The sequence below is a fragment of the Streptomyces sp. NBC_01433 genome (genome assembly GCF_026340105.1).
Lineage (GTDB): Bacteria > Actinomycetota > Actinomycetes > Streptomycetales > Streptomycetaceae > Streptomyces.
This window is the reverse complement of the sequence record NZ_JAPEPM010000001.1, coordinates 3,281,371-3,299,946: the sequence shown is the minus strand read 5'-3', so window position 1 is coordinate 3,299,946 and position 18,576 is coordinate 3,281,371. Positions and strand designations below refer to the sequence as shown.

At 68.4% G+C, this 18,576-nt stretch carries 23 protein-coding genes and 1 pseudogene; 12 read left to right on the top strand and 12 right to left on the bottom strand.

The genetic code is table 11. The features are described from left to right. Positions 1 to 35 precede the first annotated feature (35 nt). The gene (locus OG413_RS14895) at positions 36 to 1,685 is read left to right on the top strand and encodes a penicillin-binding transpeptidase domain-containing protein (protein ID WP_266805862.1); all 1,650 of its coding nucleotides are present in this window, start codon (positions 36 to 38) and stop codon (positions 1,683 to 1,685) included. 36 nt (positions 1,686 to 1,721) lie between these two features. Here OG413_RS14895 and OG413_RS14890 read toward each other — a convergent pair whose 3' ends face one another. The 4 genes from OG413_RS14890 to OG413_RS14875 form a co-directional block, all read right to left on the bottom strand. After that, on the bottom strand, positions 1,722 to 2,297 hold the full coding sequence (locus OG413_RS14890; protein WP_266805861.1) for a 3'-5' exonuclease: 576 nt from the start codon (positions 2,295 to 2,297) through the stop codon (positions 1,722 to 1,724). Positions 2,298 to 2,387: 90 nt separating this feature from the next. Then, positions 2,388 to 3,236, bottom strand: coding sequence for a helix-turn-helix transcriptional regulator (locus OG413_RS14885; RefSeq protein ID WP_266805860.1), 849 nt, complete (start codon positions 3,234 to 3,236; stop codon positions 2,388 to 2,390). 14 nt (positions 3,237 to 3,250) lie between these two features. Continuing rightward, entirely contained in the window at positions 3,251 to 3,766 is a 516-nt protein-coding gene (locus tag OG413_RS14880) for a DUF6879 family protein (RefSeq protein ID WP_266805858.1), read from the bottom strand. Beyond that, positions 3,738 to 3,992 (bottom strand): hypothetical protein, encoded by a 255-nt coding sequence (locus OG413_RS14875; RefSeq protein WP_266805856.1) that lies wholly within the window; start codon positions 3,990 to 3,992, stop codon positions 3,738 to 3,740. Before OG413_RS14875 ends, OG413_RS14880 begins: the two co-directional genes overlap by 29 nt. 279 nt (positions 3,993 to 4,271) lie before the next feature. Between OG413_RS14875 and OG413_RS14870 the strand changes: the two genes are divergently transcribed. The 8 genes from OG413_RS14870 to OG413_RS14835 all read left to right on the top strand — a co-directional run bounded on the left by OG413_RS14870 (position 4,272) and on the right by OG413_RS14835 (position 9,792). Further along, positions 4,272 to 4,430, top strand: a complete 159-nt coding sequence (locus OG413_RS14870; RefSeq protein WP_266805854.1) for a hypothetical protein — start codon at positions 4,272 to 4,274, stop codon at positions 4,428 to 4,430. Further along, the gene (locus OG413_RS14865) at positions 4,431 to 5,612 is read left to right on the top strand and encodes a methyltransferase domain-containing protein (protein WP_266805852.1); all 1,182 of its coding nucleotides are present in this window, start codon (positions 4,431 to 4,433) and stop codon (positions 5,610 to 5,612) included. A gap of 314 nt (positions 5,613 to 5,926) precedes the next feature. Next, positions 5,927 to 6,463 carry a YbaK/EbsC family protein gene (locus OG413_RS14860; protein ID WP_266805850.1) on the top strand — a complete coding sequence of 179 codons (537 nt, stop codon included), beginning with the start codon at positions 5,927 to 5,929 and terminating at the stop codon, positions 6,461 to 6,463. Then, positions 6,460 to 7,311 carry a DMT family transporter gene (locus OG413_RS14855; protein WP_266805848.1) on the top strand — a complete coding sequence of 284 codons (852 nt, stop codon included), beginning with the start codon at positions 6,460 to 6,462 and terminating at the stop codon, positions 7,309 to 7,311. The genes OG413_RS14860 and OG413_RS14855 overlap by 4 nt, the downstream gene beginning before the upstream one ends. Positions 7,312 to 7,474: 163 nt before the next feature. Next, positions 7,475 to 7,708, top strand: coding sequence for a hypothetical protein (locus tag OG413_RS14850; RefSeq protein ID WP_266805846.1), 234 nt, complete (start codon positions 7,475 to 7,477; stop codon positions 7,706 to 7,708). Continuing rightward, positions 7,689 to 8,213 (top strand): DUF6879 family protein, encoded by a 525-nt coding sequence (locus OG413_RS14845; protein ID WP_266805844.1) that lies wholly within the window; start codon positions 7,689 to 7,691, stop codon positions 8,211 to 8,213. Before OG413_RS14850 ends, OG413_RS14845 begins: the two co-directional genes overlap by 20 nt. Positions 8,214 to 8,230: 17 nt before the next feature. After that, complete coding sequence (locus OG413_RS14840; RefSeq protein WP_266805842.1) at positions 8,231 to 9,079, top strand: helix-turn-helix transcriptional regulator; 849 nt, start codon at positions 8,231 to 8,233, stop codon at positions 9,077 to 9,079. 482 nt (positions 9,080 to 9,561) lie between these two features. Then, positions 9,562 to 9,792, top strand: a complete 231-nt coding sequence (locus OG413_RS14835) for a DUF397 domain-containing protein (RefSeq protein WP_266805840.1) — start codon at positions 9,562 to 9,564, stop codon at positions 9,790 to 9,792. A 691-nt stretch (positions 9,793 to 10,483) separates the two neighbouring features. On the opposite strand, the gene OG413_RS14825 is transcribed toward OG413_RS14835, so the two are convergent. Both OG413_RS14825 and OG413_RS14820 read right to left on the bottom strand, forming a co-directional pair. Beyond that, positions 10,484 to 10,954, bottom strand: a complete 471-nt coding sequence (locus OG413_RS14825; protein WP_266805836.1) for a hypothetical protein — start codon at positions 10,952 to 10,954, stop codon at positions 10,484 to 10,486. Further along, a complete protein-coding gene (locus OG413_RS14820; protein WP_266805834.1) occupies positions 10,944 to 11,363 on the bottom strand; it encodes an ATP-binding protein in 420 nt (139 codons plus the stop codon). The genes OG413_RS14825 and OG413_RS14820 overlap by 11 nt, the downstream gene beginning before the upstream one ends. A 632-nt stretch (positions 11,364 to 11,995) precedes the next feature. Between OG413_RS14820 and OG413_RS14815 the strand changes: the two genes are divergently transcribed. The 3 genes from OG413_RS14815 to OG413_RS14805 all read left to right on the top strand — a co-directional run bounded on the left by OG413_RS14815 (position 11,996) and on the right by OG413_RS14805 (position 13,364). After that, positions 11,996 to 12,814: a helix-turn-helix transcriptional regulator gene (locus OG413_RS14815; RefSeq protein ID WP_266805832.1), complete on the top strand. Its 819-nt coding sequence runs from the start codon at positions 11,996 to 11,998 to the stop codon at positions 12,812 to 12,814. Between the two features lie 15 nt (positions 12,815 to 12,829). Then, complete coding sequence (locus tag OG413_RS14810; RefSeq protein ID WP_266805830.1) at positions 12,830 to 13,036, top strand: DUF397 domain-containing protein; 207 nt, start codon at positions 12,830 to 12,832, stop codon at positions 13,034 to 13,036. A 124-nt stretch (positions 13,037 to 13,160) separates the two neighbouring features. After that, on the top strand, positions 13,161 to 13,364 hold the full coding sequence (locus OG413_RS14805) for a DUF397 domain-containing protein (protein WP_266805828.1): 204 nt from the start codon (positions 13,161 to 13,163) through the stop codon (positions 13,362 to 13,364). Between the two features lie 66 nt (positions 13,365 to 13,430). Here the strand turns inward: OG413_RS14805 and OG413_RS14800 are convergent, their stop codons facing one another. From OG413_RS14800 to cbiQ, 6 genes and pseudogenes are all read right to left on the bottom strand, one after another. Then, positions 13,431 to 14,000, bottom strand: coding sequence for a MepB family protein (locus tag OG413_RS14800; protein WP_266805827.1), 570 nt, complete (start codon positions 13,998 to 14,000; stop codon positions 13,431 to 13,433). 44 nt (positions 14,001 to 14,044) lie between these two features. Beyond that, positions 14,045 to 14,979, bottom strand: a pseudogene (gene hemC, locus OG413_RS14795) (hydroxymethylbilane synthase). A gap of 52 nt (positions 14,980 to 15,031) precedes the next feature. Further along, on the bottom strand, positions 15,032 to 15,817 hold the full coding sequence (locus OG413_RS14790; protein ID WP_266805825.1) for an SDR family NAD(P)-dependent oxidoreductase: 786 nt from the start codon (positions 15,815 to 15,817) through the stop codon (positions 15,032 to 15,034). Continuing rightward, a complete protein-coding gene (locus OG413_RS14785) occupies positions 15,814 to 16,977 on the bottom strand; it encodes a serine hydrolase domain-containing protein (protein WP_266810152.1) in 1,164 nt (387 codons plus the stop codon). The genes OG413_RS14790 and OG413_RS14785 overlap by 4 nt, the downstream gene beginning before the upstream one ends. A 66-nt stretch (positions 16,978 to 17,043) precedes the next feature. After that, positions 17,044 to 17,826 carry an energy-coupling factor ABC transporter ATP-binding protein gene (locus OG413_RS14780; RefSeq protein ID WP_266805823.1) on the bottom strand — a complete coding sequence of 261 codons (783 nt, stop codon included), beginning with the start codon at positions 17,824 to 17,826 and terminating at the stop codon, positions 17,044 to 17,046. Further along, entirely contained in the window at positions 17,814 to 18,575 is a 762-nt protein-coding gene (cbiQ, locus tag OG413_RS14775; RefSeq protein ID WP_266805821.1) for a cobalt ECF transporter T component CbiQ, read from the bottom strand. Before cbiQ ends, OG413_RS14780 begins: the two co-directional genes overlap by 13 nt. Position 18,576: the final 1 nt, after the last annotated feature.

Here is an 18,576-nt window from a genome sequence, read left to right as displayed (position 1 = left end):
TTCAAGGGGGACTCCTGGGGAGGGGGACTGCACAGATGCGCAGTGGAGCGAAGGTCGCCGTGGTCGGCGGAGTGTTCGTCCTGGTGGCCGGCGGTATCGGCTACGGGGCGTACAGCATGGTCGGGGGCGGTGACGGTGGCGACGGCGACGGCGACGGCGGTACGGACACCAAGTCCGCGTCACAGGAAGTGAAGACGGGACCGCTCAGCGGGGCGGAGATCACCGGGACGTCGAAGGACTTCTTCACCGCGTGGGCGGCCGGGGACGCGACGGGCGCCTCCGCACTCACCAACAACGAGTCGGCCGCCGAGCCGCTGCTCACCGGATTCGCCGAGGACGCCCATGCCGGCAAGGCCGTGATCACCCCGGGCCCCGCGGTCGGCACGAAGGTGCCGTTCACGGTGAAGGCGACCGTCTCGTACAAGGGGAAGTCCAAGCCCTGGTCGTACGCCTCGGAACTGACCGTGGTGCGCGGTGTGACCACCGGAAAGGCCCTGGTCGACTGGGCGCCCTCCGTCGTCCACCCGCAGCTGACGGAGGGCGCGACGCTGCGGACCGGCGAGTCCTCCACCCCGCAGATCGAGGCGGTCGACCACAACGACAAGGCGCTGACCAAGGAGAAGTACCCTTCGCTCGGGCCGATCCTGGAGACCCTGCGCACGAAGTACGGCTCCGAGGTCGGCGGCACGCCCGGCATAGAGACCTGGATCGAGAGCGCAGGCAAGAAGGCCCCGGACAAGACGCTGCTGACCCTGGCCAAGGGCAAGCCTGGCAAGCTCCGGACGACCCTGGACGCCGACGCCCAGGCGGCGGCCGAAGGGGCGGTCAAGAAGTTCGGCCAGGCATCGGTGGTCGCCGTCAAACCCTCCACCGGTGCGATACGCGCGGTGGCCAACAACCCGGTGACCGAGTTCAACGTGGCGCTCCAGGGCAAGCAGGCGCCCGGTTCGACGCTGAAGATCATGACGGCCGCGATGCTGATCGAGAAGGGCCTCGCCACCGCCAACGGCGCGACGGAGTGCCCCAAGGACGTGATGTACCAGGGCAATTCATTCCGCAACCTGGACCACTTCGACCTGCCGGACGGCAGCACGTTCACCCAGAGCTTCGCCAAGTCCTGCAACACGGCCTTCATCAAGCTGATCGACGACACGAAGGACGACGCGGCCCTCGCCAAGGAGGCCCGGGACGTCTTCGGGATCGGCCTGGACTGGAAGACCGGCGTCGTCACCACGGACGGCAGCGTCCCCGAGGAGACCGGCGGCGTGGCCGCGGCCCAGTACATCGGGCAGGGCACCGTCCAGATGAATGCCCTCAACATGGCGTCCATCACGGCGACCGCCCGGACCGGCACCTTCCGCCAGCCCGTCATCGTCCCGCAGTCCCTGGACAACCGTCAGCTCGCCACCGCGTCCCGCTCCCTGCCCGCGCATGTGTCCCAGCAGGTCACCCAGATGATGCGGGCGACGGCCGCCTGGGGCACCGGCAGGGACGCCATGGCCTCGGTCGGCGGCGACAAGGGCGCCAAGACGGGCTCGGCGGAGGTCGACGGACAGGGCACGTCCAACAGCTGGTTCACCGGCTTCAGCAACGACCTCGCGGCGGCGGCGGTCGTCCAGTCCGGCGGCCACGGCGGCGACGCGGCAGGCCCGGTGGTGGCGGACGTCCTGCGCGCGGGCAGCTGACGGCTGACCCGGCTCACCTCTGCGCGACCGCCCGGCTCACCCCTGGGGAACCGGCCAGTCGCCCCGCCCCGCGAGATCGAGCACCAGGGCGGCGATGTTCCACGCGTCGTCGTCGCCCCTGTGGTGGCGGCCCTCCAGCGGGAGGCCCGCGATCTGTAGCGCCTGGGCCATGCCGGGGCGTTTGCGCAGGCTGTACGAAGCGGTGAAGGCGACCTTGACGTTGGTGTGACGGTGGCCGAAGGGGTACCGGGTGCCCGTGTGACGGCACTGGCGGGTGAACTGGTTGCGGTCGTAGTCGCCCCAACTGGCCCACGGGAGCTCGCCGGTCCGGTGCCCGGCCGCCAGCAGACGGCATGCCTCGGCGAAGGTCAGGCCCGTGTCCACCTCGGCCTGGGTCAGCCCGGTCAGCTCCGTACAGAACGGACTGACCCGCGACCTGGCGGGCCGGACCAGCAGCCGGTGCTTGGCGACGCGTTCGCCCGCGCGGAGATCGACCACGGTGAGCCCGATCTCGATGATCTCGCTCACCTGACCGGGCGGCGGCAGCCCGTCCCAGCAGGTCGCTTCGACATCGACGACGTTCAGCAGCGTCTCACCAGGGCCAAGGCTCATGGGGGCGAGGGTAGAAAACTCCCCGCCCTTGTCGCCACACCAGGGCGACGGGTTCGGCGGCTTTGTCATGCGCCCTCTGCCGAGCACGGGCTACCCAAGGGCAGCCAGGGCAGACGTCACACGAGCACGTGCGACGGCCCCCCGCACCGCATCCTGCGAGAGGCGCCCAAAGGCCCGTGCGTACAAGTCCACTTGGCTCGGCTGCGTGAGGGTGGATGCGGCGTCCAGACTATCCGCGTGCACCCTGGCATCGTCGAACATCGTGAACGTCGGCATGGGCCATACCGCTCGTCGGGCCGAGAACGGCAGGATTCCCACGGCTACGTTCTGAAGATCCATGACCCCCAAGAGATGGCCCAGCTGCGCGGCCATGGTCTCGACCGTGCACAGCCGATGGTGCAGGACCGATTCCTCCAGAACGAACGAGAACCGGTGTGCGCCATTGGTCAGCACCGCGTTACGCCTCATGCGGACCTTGACGGCATCGGTCACGTCGTCGGGTGCCCCTCGGAACTCCGCGATGGAAGACAGAAGGGCGGTGGCGTATCCGGGCGTCTGGAGAAATCCGGGGATCACGTCGGAGACGTAGACCCGGAACAGACGGGTTCGCTGGTACAGGCTCTCGGTGGACTCCTGTACACGGCGGAGGCCGGTGCGCTGGAGTCGTCTCCACTGGACGTGGGAGTCCGCGGATTGCCTGTTCGCCGCGATCAGGTCCGGTGCCTGACTGTCGGCGTCACAGGCTCGGCACCATGCCCGGATGTCCGCGTCGGACGGTGGTGTTCTGGCATTTCCGATACGCGATGCCTTCGCATCCGACCAGCCGCACCTGACGGCCAGCTCCCGCCCGCTGATTCCGGCATCCCTACGGAGATCGCGCAGCCGGCCAGCCAGTTCTTCGCGGGCCTGCTGAACGCTCGGTGAAGGGTGCGGGGGCATGGAGCTGGCTTTCGTCAGATCGCGTACAGGTGGTGCGGAACCGCTCTCTCCCAGACGGCTTCGAAGGCCGACGAGCAGAGTTTCACGGTCTCCTCGTCCGAGGTGATCTCATCTTCGACTACCGCGCCGTCCCCTGAGAAGTGGTGCACCCGCAGGAGCTCACCGTCGAAGAGCCAGAAGTCGTTTCCAGGGAGGGGAATGTCCGTGGCCCGTCGTCGCGGCAGCCATCGGACCTCCTCCCCCGCCGTCACGTTCGCGTGGGTCACGTAATGCTCCCAGCGGATGTACTCCGTCACCGGCTCGCAGATGATGCGGGCCCGACGGATCGACACACCCCGCGCCACGGAGTCCGTGATCAACTGGTCGTACGGGTGCCACCAGGACGCGCGGTCCTCCCAGTTGAACCGCACGCCGCGCTTCCACTCGTCGAACCGGCCGGTGGTCGCGTACGAGTCACGCATCTCCAGGTGGACGGCCGACCGCTCGCACCGGCCGAGCAGCTCAGCGAAGCTGGGCGCGCTCGACGGCATCGCAGGCCCCCCTGATCACCGGAATCATGCGGGCGGGGAGCCGCACGATGGCCTCGCCCTCGGGGACCGATCCGTTCGCCGGGCTGGTCGCCTCGCACTGGGCCTGAGCCCTGGCGTCCGGCTTCCATCCTTGCAACAAGATCTCCTGAGCTTCCGTGTCCGCCCGCACCGTCGGACAGTGATCCCGATCGGTGTTCGGGTCGATGCCGACGAACTCTACGGCCATGGCTGGCTCCCTGGTCTAGGTGCTTGCTCGGGCTTGCACGAGCTTCGCTGAACAGCAGAGACAGCGTCAATACCGCCTTCGTACCTAGAAATTGGCGTGCAAACCCGTGCAAGTTCGTAGCGCCCCGGATCGGCGCACTTCTAGCGTCGACTCGCATCGCCGACCCTGACCTCCGATGAGGATCTGTCACCGGCGGTCCCGGCCGGCCCGGCGCAGCAAATCCACCCAGCGGTCCTCCGTGGAGACGGAAGACCATCGGGCGGGTCCCGCGGAAAGTCCGTGACCAACAAGAGGAGCAACGGCATGGGATGGGGAACGGGAAAGGGCGGAAGCGGTGGCAGCGGGCAGCACTCAGGGGGGAAGGACCCGGGCACGTCCAAGCCGTCGAGCGACACAGCCAAGCCGAAGGACCCGCCGAAGCACAAGAAGGACGAGTAGGTGACGACGCCGAATCTCGCAGCGTCCGAGCAGATCGCCATCCGTGATCTGCTCGGCTCAGTGAACCACGGCATGGATACGCCGTTGCGCCCTGAGTGGGAGCGAGCGGCATGGTCCGTCACTCGATCCGCTTTTGTACCTGAACGTATATATTTGGGCGACCAGTTGGAGCCATGCGACCGCGCCAACGATCCGGAAGCGTGGCTTCGGGCGGTGTACGCCGATGACTCCGTAGTGACGCAGATCAACGACGGTGAGGAGCCCACGGACGGAGATCGGTGGGCGTCGTCATCCGCTTCGGCTCCGTCCATCGTGTTCCGGATGCTGCACATGCTCGATGTGGCGCCGGAACAAAGAGTCCTGGAGATCGGCACCGGAACAGGGTGGAACGCGGGTCTCTTGGCCTACGTCGCCGGCTCGGAGAACGTGACGACCGTCGAAGTGGACCCCGTGTTGGCGTCCAAAGCCCAGGACCGTCTGCGGAAGTCGGGGCTCGGCGTGGAAGTCATCGCCGGGGACGGCGCTATGGGACACGCGGACGGCGCGCCGTATGACCGGCTCGTAGCCACGTGTTCCGTGCGGTCCGTCCCACGCCCGTGGCTCACGCAGGTGAAGCCAGGGGGTGTCATCCTCGCTCCGTGGGAGTCGCCGTGGATCTGTTACGGACTGCTGCGCATGACCGTGGACGATGAGGGGACGGCTTCGGGCCGGTTCTCTCCGCACAGTGCGTTCATGCTCATGCGGCAGCAGCGGACCAACCTGCGGATTTTCCGGGACGTGGTGCGCGACGACCACCAGCCCGACGAGTCGACCACCAACCTGCCTCCGTGGCAGGTGACCGGAGACGAACTCGCCGCACGGTTCGCCATGGGGCTGCAGCTCCGTGACGTGTGGTGGACGTGGCACGACAACCCGTATGCGGAAAGGGTGGTATCCCGCCTTTGGCTCGCCACGACCGATACCACGTCGTGGGCCGCCGTGGACTGGGACGGGAAGTCCGACACCCGGTGGACGGTGTGGCAGCACGGCCGCCGTCGGCTCTGGCGCGAGGTGGAAGCGGCTCACGACTGGTGGGCGCTGCATGACCGTCCCGGCCCGGAACGATTCGGTCTGACGGTCACAGCCTCAGGTGGGACTCCGTGGCTGGACACCCCTGAAAAGCGCGTCCCCACGAGCGGCTGATCAGCAGGACCGCCCCGTCCGTGGCTTCAGCCCGAGGCGTCGGACGGGGCTTCCACCTGAGTTCTACGGTCTTGTTGGGAGTACCCAATGTTCGGACACACCATCAAGGACCAGCTCTTCTCGTCCACCCTGATATCGGGGAGGGCAGCCTGCTGACCGGCGCGGTGGCCGCCCTGTGGAGCGCCTCGCCATCCCGGGCCGGCACGGGCACCTATCCGGCCAAAGTTTGACCGGAAGTCACCGAAATGAACCGGAGTGCGTTACTCCGGAATCCGTCTGGTGTCCGCCAGGTCCGGTTCAGTAGCGTGCAGCGCATGAGCACTCCCGACACCGCGCCCGACACCGCGCCTGCGACCTCCGCCTCCCCCTTCTCCTCCTCCGACGCCCACCCCCGATTCGCCGAGGCCCTGCGTGAGCTGGGTCTCCAGGTCGAGGTACGCCGCTTCCCGGACGCCACGCGCACCGCCGCCGAGGCCGCGGCGGCGGTGGGCTGCGAGCTCAGCGAGATCGTCAAGTCGCTGATCTTCGAGGCGGACGGGGTGCCGGTCCTGGTCCTGATGGACGGGTCCTCGCGGGTCGACGTGGAACGCGTACGCGGCGAACTGGGCGCGGGGAAGGTCAAGCGTGCCGGGGCCGGCCTGGTCCGTGAGACGACGGGGTACGCGATCGGGGGCGTACCCCCCTTCGGCCATGCGACCAGGACCCGGGTGCTGGCGGACCGCGGGCTGCTGAACCACGCGGTGGTGTGGGCGGCGGCGGGCACTCCGCACACGGTGTTCCCGCTCGACCCCAAGACCCTGATCGGCCACGCGGGCGCCACCGTGGTGGATGTGCGCGAGCAGACGGCGTGACCCCGCTGGTCGCCTTGGCGGTCCTCATAGCCGCGGTCACGCACGCCTCGTGGAACGCCATCGCGCACGCCGTCAAGGATCAGCTGGTCTCCTTCACGTTGATCTCCGGGGGCGGCCTGCTGATCGGGGCGGTGGCCGCCCTGTTCGTCCCGTTCCCGGCGGCGGAGGCCTGGCCGTACCTCTTCGTCTCGGCCGCCCTGCATGTGGCGTACATGCTGCTGCTGATGCGGTCGTTCACGCTGGGCGACTTCGGCCAGATGTATCCGATCGCCCGGGGCACGGCCCCGCTCGTGGTGACGGTCCTGGCCGCCGTCTTCGTCGGTGAACGCCCCGACGGCTGGGCCGCGGCGGGCGTCGCGGTCGCCTCGGCCGGCCTGGTCGGGCTCGCCCTGTGGGGCATCCGCGGCTCCGGGAAACGCCCCCACTGGCCGGCGATCCTGGCGGCCCTCGCGACGGGTCTGGCGATCGCCGGGTACACCACGGTGGACGGTGTCGGGGTACGCGCCTCGGGCACCCCGCTCGGCTACATCGCGTGGCTGATGATCCTGGAGGGCTTGGCCATCCCGGCGTACGCGTTCTGGCGCCGCCGCACCGAACTCGTCCCCCAGCTGAAGCCCTACGCGGCACGGGGACTGCTCGGCGCGGCCCTGTCGGTCATCGCGTACGGCCTGGTCCTGTGGGCCCAGACCAGGGCCCCGCTCGCCCCGATCGCGGCCCTGCGGGAGTCCTCGATCATCGTCGGCGCGGCGATAGGCACCCTGTTCTTCAAGGAACGCTTCGGCGCCCCGCGCATCGCCGCCGCCGGTCTGATGGTGGTCGGCATCGGCCTGATGCTGCATACGAGTTGAGCACTTCGGTTCGGGTCGGCGGAGGGCCGGATCAGTCCGAGACGGCGCGCCCGGACTGATCGCGGTGCTCCCACACGCCGCTCGTGACACCTTGACCACCGTCACTCCGCATAAGGAGGCTCATGCAGACAGGCGGACAACAGTCTCGGCAGCGGAGGTTGTCATGGCACTACGGTTCATCGGTAAAGATCCGGAGTCGGGGGATCACGGGTCTCCGGCCCTGTGGATCGACGAAGAGACAAGGGATCTTCTCGTCCAGGGGCTGACGGCAGACGAGCAGACCCGGGCCGAAAGCTCACAGGATGTGGCGATCCCCCGCCACGAATCGGTGGTCCGGGTACCGAAGCGGATGATCCCGCTTCTGAAGGAGGCACTTCGTGTCGCAGAGTCTGACTGACTTCTCGGACCTGATCAGGTCCGTCAGGAAGTCGGCTGTTCATCTGGAGATGCGGGACGGATATGGCGTGGAGAACGAGGCCGAAGGCTTCGCAGCATGGAAGCAGGGCCACCGGCTCGACCCCGGGCACCGCGCATCCTGGTGGCGGCCGTGGCTCGACCTCGTACAGGAGGTCACAGCCAAGGGAGTCGTCATCCGACGTGCCCGTGTGGTCTCGGAGCCAGTGAGCGACTACATCGCCTACGAACACTCCGGCACCTTCACGAACGTGGCAGCCGGAGAGCAGATCCGGTGGCTTTCCCGACGGAATGCGTCAGACCTTGCACTGCCGGGAAATGACTACTGGCTCTTTGACGGCCGTCTCGTTCAGTTCAATATCTTCGACGGCGACGGCAGATGGGTGCACACGGACCAGACAGACGATCCCGACGTGGCGGAGCGATGCACCTCGGCGTTCGAATCGGTGTGGGAACGAGCTGTCCCCCACGACAAATACACCGTCTGACCCTGGTCGGCCAGTTCATGTCTTCATCTCCCCTCTCCAGCGCCCAGGCGGCAAGGGCAGCCGTCGCCACACGCCTGTACGACCTGATGAAGGATGCTGGCTTCTCGGGCCAGGAACTGGCCGTCCGGTGCGGCTGGCACAAGGCCAAGTCGTCCAGGATCGCGAGAGGCAAAACCCCGCCGTCGGATGCCGACATCCGCGCGTGGTGCTCGGCCTGCGGCGCCGACGACCAGGCGGCCGACCTGATCGCGGCTTCGCGGAACGCGGAGTTGATGTACGTCGAATGGAGGCAGATCCACTGCGGCGGTATGCGCCGCATCCACGAGCGGACAGTCCCGCTCTATCAGCGGACACGCTCATTTCGCGTCTACGCGTCGAACGTTTTCCCGGGCATGCTCCAGACCGCTGGATACGCAACGGGACTTCTGCAAGCGATCACAGATTTCCAAGGCACGCCGGATGATGTGACCGCCGCGGTGCAGGCCCGCCTCGACCGCTCCCGCGTCATTCGCGAGGGTCATCACCGGTTCGCTCTGCTGCTCGAAGAGACCGTTCTCTACTACCGCGTCAGCGATGACGCGGCCATGGCCGAGCAGCTTGAGCACCTCCTCTCCGTCATGGCGCGGCCGAACATCTCCCTGGGCGTCATTCCCATGACAGCCCGCAGAAACGTCTGGCCCCTCGAAGCGTTCTACGCGTTCGATGACGCACAGGTAGCCGTCGAGACTCTGACGGCAGAAATCAACCTGACCGCCCCCAGTGAAATCGACGCCTACCTGCGGGCCTTCGCCCAGCTGTCCCGATCGGCCGTTCGAGGAACCGCGTCGGGCGCCCTCATCGAGAAAGCCCTCGCCGCGCTCGGGTGAACCTGTGCAACCGTGTGCAACAACATGGATTTGCCACTCGCCCGCTCTCTACGGTCGTTCCAACGACAGTCGATTGAGCTGGGGAGGCCAGGCATGGCGACGACGGACGCCGAGACGGGCTCATGCGTGTGGGAGTACGTGACCTATGCGCCGGGAAACCAGCAATGCCATGCCTGCTTACGGCCGGTCGGGCCTCTCGACCCCGTACGTCGAGGGTGCGTCGAAGGCGGTTCCGGGGAGTATGCCGTGGTCTATCGACACATCGACCAATGTCCGTTGCACACGGCCGGCTGATGGGCGTGTGGAGATGGCGAGACGACGAGCATCCGGCCGACGGACACCACCCCATGCGGCCCGCCCTGACTCCTTCTGAAGCAGCTTGCCCACGGCTGAAGGAGAGCCGCCGCGGGCCGATGAAGACTCCCGTTCCTTGTGGGGCGGGCCTGCCGAAGACCAACGTCCACATCTCAGGAAGGTGAACCATGCGCGATGACGACCTCTACGGGCTCCCCGCTGAAGGCGCCCAGTTCAACAAGGCATGCGGCGGCAACACCCACCCCGACGGCGAGTCGTGCGTAACGCTGGCGAAGATCGGCCCCGGTGTATGGGCGGTGGGCGACAGCAAGCGACCGACCGCCGAGCCGCTGCGCTTCACGACGGCAGAACTGAATGCGGCCGGTATCGACCCCGCGAAGTTCGGGCTCTCCGCCTGACCTGAAAACAACATGGCTGACGGCCCTGCCCATGACCGACGGGCGGGGCCGTCGGCATCCCTCGGAACGGAGCAGCAGTGCACCACCACGGCTATGCATGGCTGGGTGCGAAGCAGACCTTCGACAAAGAGAGTGTCCGTCGGCCGCCCGGCCCGCCGCCCGCAGCTTCCAGCCCACCTGATGTGCTCGAACGGTATCGGCAGGCGGTGATCGAGTTCCCCACCACGGATGTCCCACCGATTCAAACGGCTCACTGGCTGATGAAACCGGCCTCGATGGTGCGGGGCACATGGGAGGAACCAAATGAGGCCGGGGAATGGCTCGGACACCAACTGACTTCACTCGCCGACCGGTTCACGTATGAGAGCGACCGACGTGTAACCGAGTCGGTAACCCTCGTGAATGCGGCTGTGGAACGACTTTCGTGGGGTGGTGACGTTTCGCTCGGGCACTACCTCACCGGCATGGCCTTCCACTCGGTCGCTCTGGTCACGTGTTCCTCGAACCTCGCAGCGCCTGAAGTGAACTGCCCACTCCAATAGTCCGGCGCACATTCGTGTGCGCCGGACGGCAGAATCACCTACCTGGCGAGGTCTCCATATGATCCGGCCTCGGCTTGTCCGCCAGGAGTAGGAGCAGACAGGCCAAGGCCGGATCATGAGGCACGGGCTACCTCGACTGCGGGATACGGCTACACCCCTTCGTGGCGCACCGCCCTCTCCTCATGGTGGGCAGATACCCGGACAAGGTCCGTGACGATCCGCCGGAACCCTGTGTGCCCCGTCCGCGCCGCGTGATCGACACACCACTCAGGCTGGGCGGACATCGATGGGGTCGGCTCGCATGACTCGCCGCACAACGTGCACTCGGCCGCGAAGGCCGGCGGCGGGCCGGATGCGTCCGCGCACACCACCCAACCTGTCTTGTACAGTGCCGACTTCGGCTGTGCCACGGACTCCGCTTCCGCCTCGGCGGCCACCAGCACCGTGGATGCTGCCGGAACCCGGAGCGGGTAGGACGCCAGGAAGACCAGCACCACGGCCATTCCACCGGTCGCATAGCGTTCGAGGCGATTCGCCACGACCTCCTGCCACTGACCCCACACGCACACCAGGTCACCGCGCCGCACCCGCACGGCGGGCACCTGACGCTCACCGCGCACGGCCCGCCTCCTCAGCCATCACATGGGCCCATACGAACTTCCCCGGCCCCTTCCGCTCCTCGGAGCCCCAACTCTGCGCCAGCGCCGCCACAATGAGCAGCCCACGCCCGTCCGTGGCGCCCGGGGAGGGTTGGCGCGTGACGGGCGGCACCTCCGACGCGTCGTGCACCTCGATACGAACCCCGCCCGAGACCGGGATGAAGCGCGTCTCGATCTCCCTCCCCGGCGACACCCGGGCATGGCGCCCGGCATTCGTCAGCAGCTCGGAGAGGACGAGTTCGGCAGAATCCCGCACGGACGACAGCCCCCAGGCGGCCAGCGACGCTCGCAGTGCCTCACGGGCGCGGGCCACTTGACGGGGGTGACGGCTCCAGCGCAACACCACCGGTGACTCCTTGACCTCGCTCATCAGCCCACCACCACGCGGTGGACAAAGCGCGGCCCCGCGTCGACGCCCTGTAGCGCGAGCCAGAGGACCGTACGGTGCGCTCGCCGATGCCGGTTCTCGGCCCGCTCCCAACGGTCGTACGCTGCCTGGGAGTACGGGCCGTCGGACGGGCGGGGGCCTGGGGTCACCTCCACGGCGCGATGGCTGATGATCAGTCGACGTCCAGGGCTGGCTGACGACGTCGGTTCATGAGCGGGCGCCGCTCCCTCGGCGCCTTGATGACGCCCGGACCTGGGGCGTAAGCGACGCGATAGCCGCTCGCCGAGGTCAGCGATAGTCTTCAGCATGTTGACGCTCCTTGCAGCGTTGACCATGCCCCGGGACGGCCACCACCGTCGCCGGGGCCCTTCGTTGAGGCGGGCGAAACGACAGCCCGAGATCACTCAGCCGATACCGACAGGCACCGTGAGTAGTCGCACGCTCAGCATGCCTTGACCCATCACCAGAACGCAAGGATTGCGAAATACATGTAGTCGTTCGAGGTCGGTTGAGAGAGTTGGCACTCAGCACTCACACTCGCGCGTACCACCGCGACAGGAAGGGTCACCTTGTCGGACAAGCGGCAACATCCACCTACGGTCAGACTTCGGCGATTGGCCGCTGAACTCCGACGCCTTCGTGCGGCGGCTGGGCTCACGCGCGAGGAAGTAACCGAGAGCACCGGCATCAACGGCGCCACCCTCTACCGCATCGAGAAGGCACGTGCGCGCCCGCAGAAGAGAACACTGTTGGCACTGCTGCAGGTATACGGGGCGAGTGAGACGCAGCGGGTCGACCTGCTCGCGGTGCAAAGCGGGTCTCACGATCAGGGTTGGTTGCGGCCGTACCACTCGGAGTTGCCCGAGGAATACACTGCCTACATCGGCTTCGAGTCCGAAGCGCGCACAGTACGGAACTACGAGTCACTCTTCATTCCGGGACTTGCCCAGACTGACGCCTACGCCCGCGCGGTGATCAAAGGCGTGCTGCCGACAGCCAGTCATACGGAAGTGGAACAGCGCGTCCAGGCACGTATCGAACGGCAAGAACTGCTCGCCAAGAACGGCCCGCTGCAGCTCTGGGCCATCATGGATGAGGCCGCGATCCGACGCACGGTCGGCGGGCGCGACGTGATGCGTACGCAGATCCGCCATCTGCTCACGCTCATGGAAGAACCGCACATCACACTGCAAGTGATCCCTTTCGGCACAGGCGCGCACGCAGGCATGACGGGAAGCTTCGTCCATATGGACTTTCCGGATGTACAAGACCCGGAGTTGGTCTACCTGGACACTCCGGCCGGAGACCTTTTCCTTGAGTCGGAGGCCGAGATCCGCCGGTACAAGTCCATGTTTGAGCACCTTCAGGCAGTGGCGCTGGGACCAAGTGACACCGCCGGCCTGCTCGCTAGTGTTGTTGGGACAAGCGACTGAGAGAAGGTGTTCGGAGTGCATGACGACCCCACAGAGCTGGTGTGGCGGACGAGCAGTTACAGCAGCGGAAACGGCCAGTGCGTCGAGGTTGCGATAGCCCCGGGCGCGGTGCCGGTGCGCGACAGCAAGCACCGGGGTGGACCGATCCTGGCCTTTGATGCCCACACCTGGTCCGCGTTCGTAGCCGCAGTGAAGTCAGGCCCGTTCGCCATCACGGGCTGACCGACTCGCGGTCTCATCAGCAGCTCCGGCCATATGTCCAACCGGAGCTGCTGAGCCATCCCCAGAGAAGGTAAGGCGCATGGCACGTGCTGTGAGTAGCGGAGCCGAAGAGGGAAAGAGACATATGACTTTCAAGATCGTCATCCCGTTCCGCAAGTCCTCCTACTCCGACCAGCAGGGCAACTGCCTCGAAGTGGCGCATACGGACGACGAGGGATGTGCCGTACGAGACAGCAAGTTCCGCGACCAGGGCACCCAGTTCTACGCAGCCTCGGCGTGGAGCGCCTTCATGTCGGCGGTCACACGTGGTGTCCTCTCCGTCGGCTGACGGGCAACATCCGCACCGGCGCCCCCGAACGGCCAGAGGGCTCGATCCGTCTGTCCGCCCACGGGCTCAGGGGCGATACAGCACCCGAGCGCGCCCGATGTCGAGCGGGCCGTCCTCACCGACCGGGAGAAAGTGGTCGAGCTGCCAGGTCTGCGTCCTGCCCGCCTGGCGGTTCGTCGTCGTCGCCCACGGCGGGTAGACGCGGAACCCTCGCTTCCCGCCCCTACCGTCCCTCGACATGATGTCCCGCTCGCAGAGCACCTCTCGCGGGAAGACGAACTGGCCGAAGTGCCCGCCCTCACGGGTGCTGATGACAACGAGGTCGACGCCGTCCTCAACGTCGAAGGGCCGGATCGGGCCCTCCCCGGACCTCTTCCACAGAGTGACGAACTGACCGGCCTTCTTCGGGGTCGTCCTGGCCGCGCGGAACCTGACGGAGGCACCGTCCAGGGTGAATCCGTACGCCCCGTACTCAGCGCTCTCCGCCTCCGCCACCGGCCGTGAGCAGCGGAATCCGCACGGGTCGTACACGCGCTCCTTCGCCGCGAGGAGATCGTCGTGGAGCGGGGTCCCGGAGGACCAGGGCGCAGGGTCCGGGGCGGGGATTTCCAGGGGTTCCTCGTGGTTCGTCGTCATTGCTCCATGCTGTCATCGCCCCGTCCCCGGAGTCGTACGGGCGGTCAGTGCGCGATGCCGTCGATCAGCTCCCGGGCGCCCTGACGCAGCAGGGTGACAGCGACGGATGTGCCGAGGGTCGCCGGGTCGAGCGGGCCGGCCCACTCGTGGGCATTGAGGACGGTCTTGCCGTCGGGCGTGAAGACCTTGGCCCGCAGCGACAGGTCACCGTTGCGCTCGACCTGCGCGTAACCCGCGATGGGACTGTTGCAGTGCCCTTGCAGAACGTGGAGGAACATCCGCTCGGCCGTTGTCTCACGGTGTGCCGCGAGGTCACCGAGCGCGCTCACGGCGTCGATCAGGGCGGTGTCGTCCTCGCGGCACTGCACGGCGAGGACTCCGGCGCCGATCGGCGGGCACATCACGTCGGAGGACAGGATCTCGGTATGATCACATCGCTACGGCCGATGCGCTCCAGTCCGGAGACAGCCAGAAGCAGCGCGTCGGCTTCCCTCGCGGCGAGCTTCTCCAGGCGTCGGTTCGCGTTGCCGCGCATCGGTACGCAGGCGAGGTGCGGGTGTGACGCGGCGAGTTGGGCGACGCGCCGCACGGACGACGTTCCGATGCGGGTCCCGGCGGGGAGCTGGTCGAGGCGCACGCCACCCGGGTGGACGAGCGCGTCGCGGATGTCGTCGCGCTTGAGGAACGCGGCGAAGGCCGTCCCGGCGGGCAGTGGCCGGTCCGCCGGGATGTCCTTGACGCAGTGCACCGCCAGGTCCGCTTCCCCGGCCAGGAGGGCGGCATCCACTTCCTTGGTGAACGCTCCCTTTCCCTCGACCGCGCTGAGGTCGCCCATCCACTTGTCTCCGGTCGTCCTGACGGGGACGACCTCGGTGCGGGTGGCAGGGTGGAGCGCGGCCAGCTCGGCGCGGACGCGTTCGACCTGGGCGAGCGCCATAGGCGAGTCGCGGGACACGATGCGGATCAGATCAACGGACATGCAATTCACGATAGGCCGCCGCATACGCGGGTTCCCCGCGTACCGCCGCCCCCTACCCCTCCGAGACCGCCTTCCGGAAGCCCGTGTTCACGGCGAGCACTCCGCCGTCGACGCGCAGGGTCGTGCCCGTGATCCAGGACGCCTCGTGGGAGGCGAGGAAGGCGACGGCGGACGCGATGTCGTCGGGTTCGCCGATGCGGCCGAGGGGGTAGAGGGCGCTGATCCGGTCCAGTTCGGCGTCGCGGCCCGCCCAGGCGGCGGTGCGGATCGTGCCGGGGGCGACCAGGTTGACGCGGACGCCTCGCGGGCCCGCGTGGCCCGCCAGGGTGCGGGTCAGGCTGGCGAGGCCCGCCTTGGCGGCGCTGTAGGCGTGGCCGCCGAAGTCCTGTTCGCCGTTGACCGAGCCGATGTTGACGATCGCGCCCCGGCCCGAGGCCACCAGGTGGGGCAGGGCGGCGCGGGAGCTGCGGTACGGACCGGTCAGGGTGATGTCGAGGTCGCGCTCCCAGACCTCGTCCGTCTCGTCCTCGAAGAGCGGGGTGTCCGTACCGGCCGAGTAGGCGTTGTTGACCAGCACGTCCAGGCGGCCGAAGGCGGTGACCGCGTGGGCGACGGCCGCCTCGACCGCCCGGCGGTCACCCACGTCGCAGGCCAGCGACTCGGCGGTGCCGCCCGCCTCGCGTATCTCCGCGGCCGTGTCGCCCGCGCGGGCGGCGTCCAGGTCGGTGACGAGTACGGCCGCGCCTTCGGCGGCCAGGCGGCGGGCGGTCGCCGCGCCGATGCCCTGGCCGGCGCCGGTGATGAGAACACTGTGACCATCGAAACGTGCAGGAGTCATAGGGCTGACCGTACTGCTCTGACCAGTGCCTGGGCACGGGGGTCGGCGGTGACTCCTTTCTGCAGACCGTTCGTCACATAGCCGAGGGCGATGCCCGATTCGGGGTCGGCGAACCCGAGCGAGCCGCCCCGGCCGGGGTGTCCGAAGGAGCCGGGTGCCAGCAGCGGGGCGGCCGGGCCGTGCAGCATGTAGCCGAGGCCGAAACGGGTGTTCACGACCAGGACCCGGTCCGGTCCCGCCGATTCCTCGGTGCGGGCGAGGGTGAGCGTGGCCGGGGCGAACAGCCGGTGGCCGTCGACCTCGCCGATCATCGCGGCGTAGCAGCGGGCCAGTGCACGGGCGGTGGCGATGCCGTTGGAGGCGGGGAGTTCGGCGGCACGGTAGCCGGGGTCGTTCTCGTCGGGGAACGGGTCGATGGCCCCGAACGCCCGGCGAGTGAGGGAGTCCGGGTCGCGGTAGGCGTCGGCGACGGAACGCTTGGGGCGCACGCGCAGGGTGCCGCCGTTGACCTCGACGGGCGGGGGCTCGACCGGTCCGAGACGGCCGATGCGGTGGGCCTCGTCGGCGGGGAGCCCGAACCAGAAGTCCAGGCCGAGCGGGCGGGCGATCTCCTCGGCGATCCAGCGGCCGATGGTCCGGCCGGTGGCCCTGCGCACCAGTTCGCCGATGAGCCAGCTGTAGGTCTGGGCGTGATAGCCGTGGTCGGTGCCGGGCTCCCACTGCGGGCGCTGGGCGGCGACGGCACGCGGCCCGGACGTCCCGTCGGCGGCCTCCTCGGGGGTCAGCGCGCGGTCCAGGGCGGGCACTCCGGCCCGGTGGGCGAGGAGGTGGCGGACGAGGACGCGTTCCTTGCCGTTCGCCTTGAACTCCGGCCAGTACGTGCCGACCGGGGCGTCCAGGTCGACCTGCCCGCGCTGGTGGAGCAGCAGCGGTACGGCGGCGGCGATGCCCTTCCCGGCCGAGCGGACGACCTGCACGGTGTCGACGGCCCACGGTTCGGTGCCGTCGACATCCCGCGTACCGGCCCACAGATCGACGACCTTGCGCCCGGCGCGGTACACCGTGACGGCCGCACCGCGCTCCCCGCGCTGTTCGAAGTTACGGACGAAAGCGTCCCCAACCGGTTCGAATCCGGGTGCGACCATGCCCCGTACGTCCACGCCTGCTCCTGCGCTCCCGCTCATCCCCCCATGGTGCATCGCGTGGCGGGCCGGACGCGTGGCGGGTCACCCCCTGTTCACGGACACGGAACGCGGATCGAACCCGAACGGCAGCTCCAGCCGGTGCGCGCGCATCAGTTGATCGTCGCAGAGCAGATCCTGCGTACGGTCGTCGGCGGCGATGACGCCCTCGCTGAGGATGACGGCGCGCGGGCAGAGTTCGAGGGCGTACGGCAGGTCGTGGGTGACCATGAGCACGGTGACGTCCAAGGAGCGCAGGATGTCGGCGAGTTCGCGGCGCGAGGCCGGGTCGAGGTTGGAGGAGGGCTCGTCCAGCACGAGGATCTCCGGCCGCATCGCGAGGACGGTGGCCACGGCGACGCGGCGGCGCTGCCCGAAGGACAGGTGGTGCGGCGGCCGGCCCGCGTACTCCTCCATGCCCACCTGCCGGAGCGCGAAGCGGACCCGCTCCTCCAGTTCGGGGCCCCGCAGCCCCGCGGCGGCGGGCCCGAAGGCGACGTCCTCGCGGACGGTCGGCATGAACAGCTGGTCGTCGGGGTCCTGGAAGACGATGCCGACGCGGCGGCGGATCTCGGCGAGGTTCCGCTTCGCGACGGGGAGCCCGGCGACGTGCACGGTGCCCGCGCCCGCGTCGAGGATGCCGTTGAGGTGGAGGACGAGGGTGGTCTTGCCCGCTCCGTTGGGGCCGAGGAGGGCGACCCGTTCGCCGCGGGCGACGGTGAGGTCGACGCCGAAGAGGGCCTGGTGGCCGTCGGGGTAGGCGTAGGCGAGTCCGCTGACTTGGAGGGACGGCGCGGGGGCGGTGGACGGGCTGCTCATAGGGACCATCCCAGCAGACAGATGACGAGGGCGAACGCGGGCAGCACCGAGGCGTACGCCCACTGGGTCCGGGAGGCCGTCACCTCGTCGATGACCGGCATGGTGCCGGTGTAGCCGCGGCTGACCATCGCGAGGTGGACGCGCTCGCCGCGCTCGTAGGACCGGATGAACAGGGCACCCGCGGACTTGGCGAGGACACTCCAATGGCGTACGCCGCGTGCCTCGAAGCCCCGGGAGCGGCGCGCGATCGACATGCGCCGCATCTCGCCGGTGACGACGTCCCCGTACCGGATCATGAAGGACGCGATCTGGACGAGCAGCGGCGGCATCCTCAGCCGCTGGAGGCCGAGCAGCAGGGACCGCAGCTCGGTGGTGGAGGCGAGGATCACGGAGGCGGCGACGCCGAGGGTGCCCTTGGCGAGGACGTTCCAGGCGCCCCAGAGGCCGGGGACGCTGACGGAGACGCCGAGGAGTTCGGTCTGCTCGCCGGGCACCACGAAGGGCATGAGCAGCGCGAACGCGACGAACGGCACCTCGATGAGCAGCCGCTTCAGCAGGAAACCGGCCGGGATACGGGCCACCGCGGCGACGACGGCGAGCAGGCCCGCGTACAGCGCGAAGGCCCAGACCGCCTCGCGCGGCGTGGAGACGACCACGACGACGAAGCAGAAGACGGCGGCGAGTTTGCAGTGCGGGGGCAGGCCGTGGACGGGCGAGTGCCCGTGCCGGTAGAGCTTGTGCGCGTGGCCGGCGCCCATG

Bases quoted from the DNA above. Each gene is read 5' to 3' on its own strand.
- OG413_RS14890 (WP_266805861.1), bottom strand. From the start codon at position 2,297: ATGAGCCTTGGCCCTGGTGAGACGCTGCTGAACGTCGTCGATGTCGAA.
- OG413_RS14850 (WP_266805846.1), top strand. From the start codon at position 7,475: ATGGCACTACGGTTCATCGGTAAAGATCCGGAGTCGGGGGATCACGGG.
- OG413_RS14840 (WP_266805842.1), top strand. From the start codon at position 8,231: ATGTCTTCATCTCCCCTCTCCAGCGCCCAGGCGGCAAGGGCAGCCGTC.
- OG413_RS14895 (WP_266805862.1), top strand. From the start codon at position 36: ATGCGCAGTGGAGCGAAGGTCGCCGTGGTCGGCGGAGTGTTCGTCCTG.
- OG413_RS14805 (WP_266805828.1), top strand. From the start codon at position 13,161: ATGACTTTCAAGATCGTCATCCCGTTCCGCAAGTCCTCCTACTCCGAC.
- OG413_RS14780 (WP_266805823.1), bottom strand. From the start codon at position 17,826: ATGGTCCCTATGAGCAGCCCGTCCACCGCCCCCGCGCCGTCCCTCCAA.
- OG413_RS14790 (WP_266805825.1), bottom strand. From the start codon at position 15,817: ATGACTCCTGCACGTTTCGATGGTCACAGTGTTCTCATCACCGGCGCC.
- OG413_RS14860 (WP_266805850.1), top strand. From the start codon at position 5,927: ATGAGCACTCCCGACACCGCGCCCGACACCGCGCCTGCGACCTCCGCC.
- OG413_RS14820 (WP_266805834.1), bottom strand. From the start codon at position 11,363: ATGAGCGAGGTCAAGGAGTCACCGGTGGTGTTGCGCTGGAGCCGTCAC.
- OG413_RS14875 (WP_266805856.1), bottom strand. From the start codon at position 3,992: ATGGCCGTAGAGTTCGTCGGCATCGACCCGAACACCGATCGGGATCAC.
- OG413_RS14885 (WP_266805860.1), bottom strand. From the start codon at position 3,236: ATGCCCCCGCACCCTTCACCGAGCGTTCAGCAGGCCCGCGAAGAACTG.
- cbiQ (WP_266805821.1), bottom strand. From the start codon at position 18,575: ATGGGCGCCGGCCACGCGCACAAGCTCTACCGGCACGGGCACTCGCCC.
- OG413_RS14835 (WP_266805840.1), top strand. From the start codon at position 9,562: ATGCGCGATGACGACCTCTACGGGCTCCCCGCTGAAGGCGCCCAGTTC.
- OG413_RS14800 (WP_266805827.1), bottom strand. From the start codon at position 14,000: ATGACGACGAACCACGAGGAACCCCTGGAAATCCCCGCCCCGGACCCT.
- OG413_RS14880 (WP_266805858.1), bottom strand. From the start codon at position 3,766: ATGCCGTCGAGCGCGCCCAGCTTCGCTGAGCTGCTCGGCCGGTGCGAG.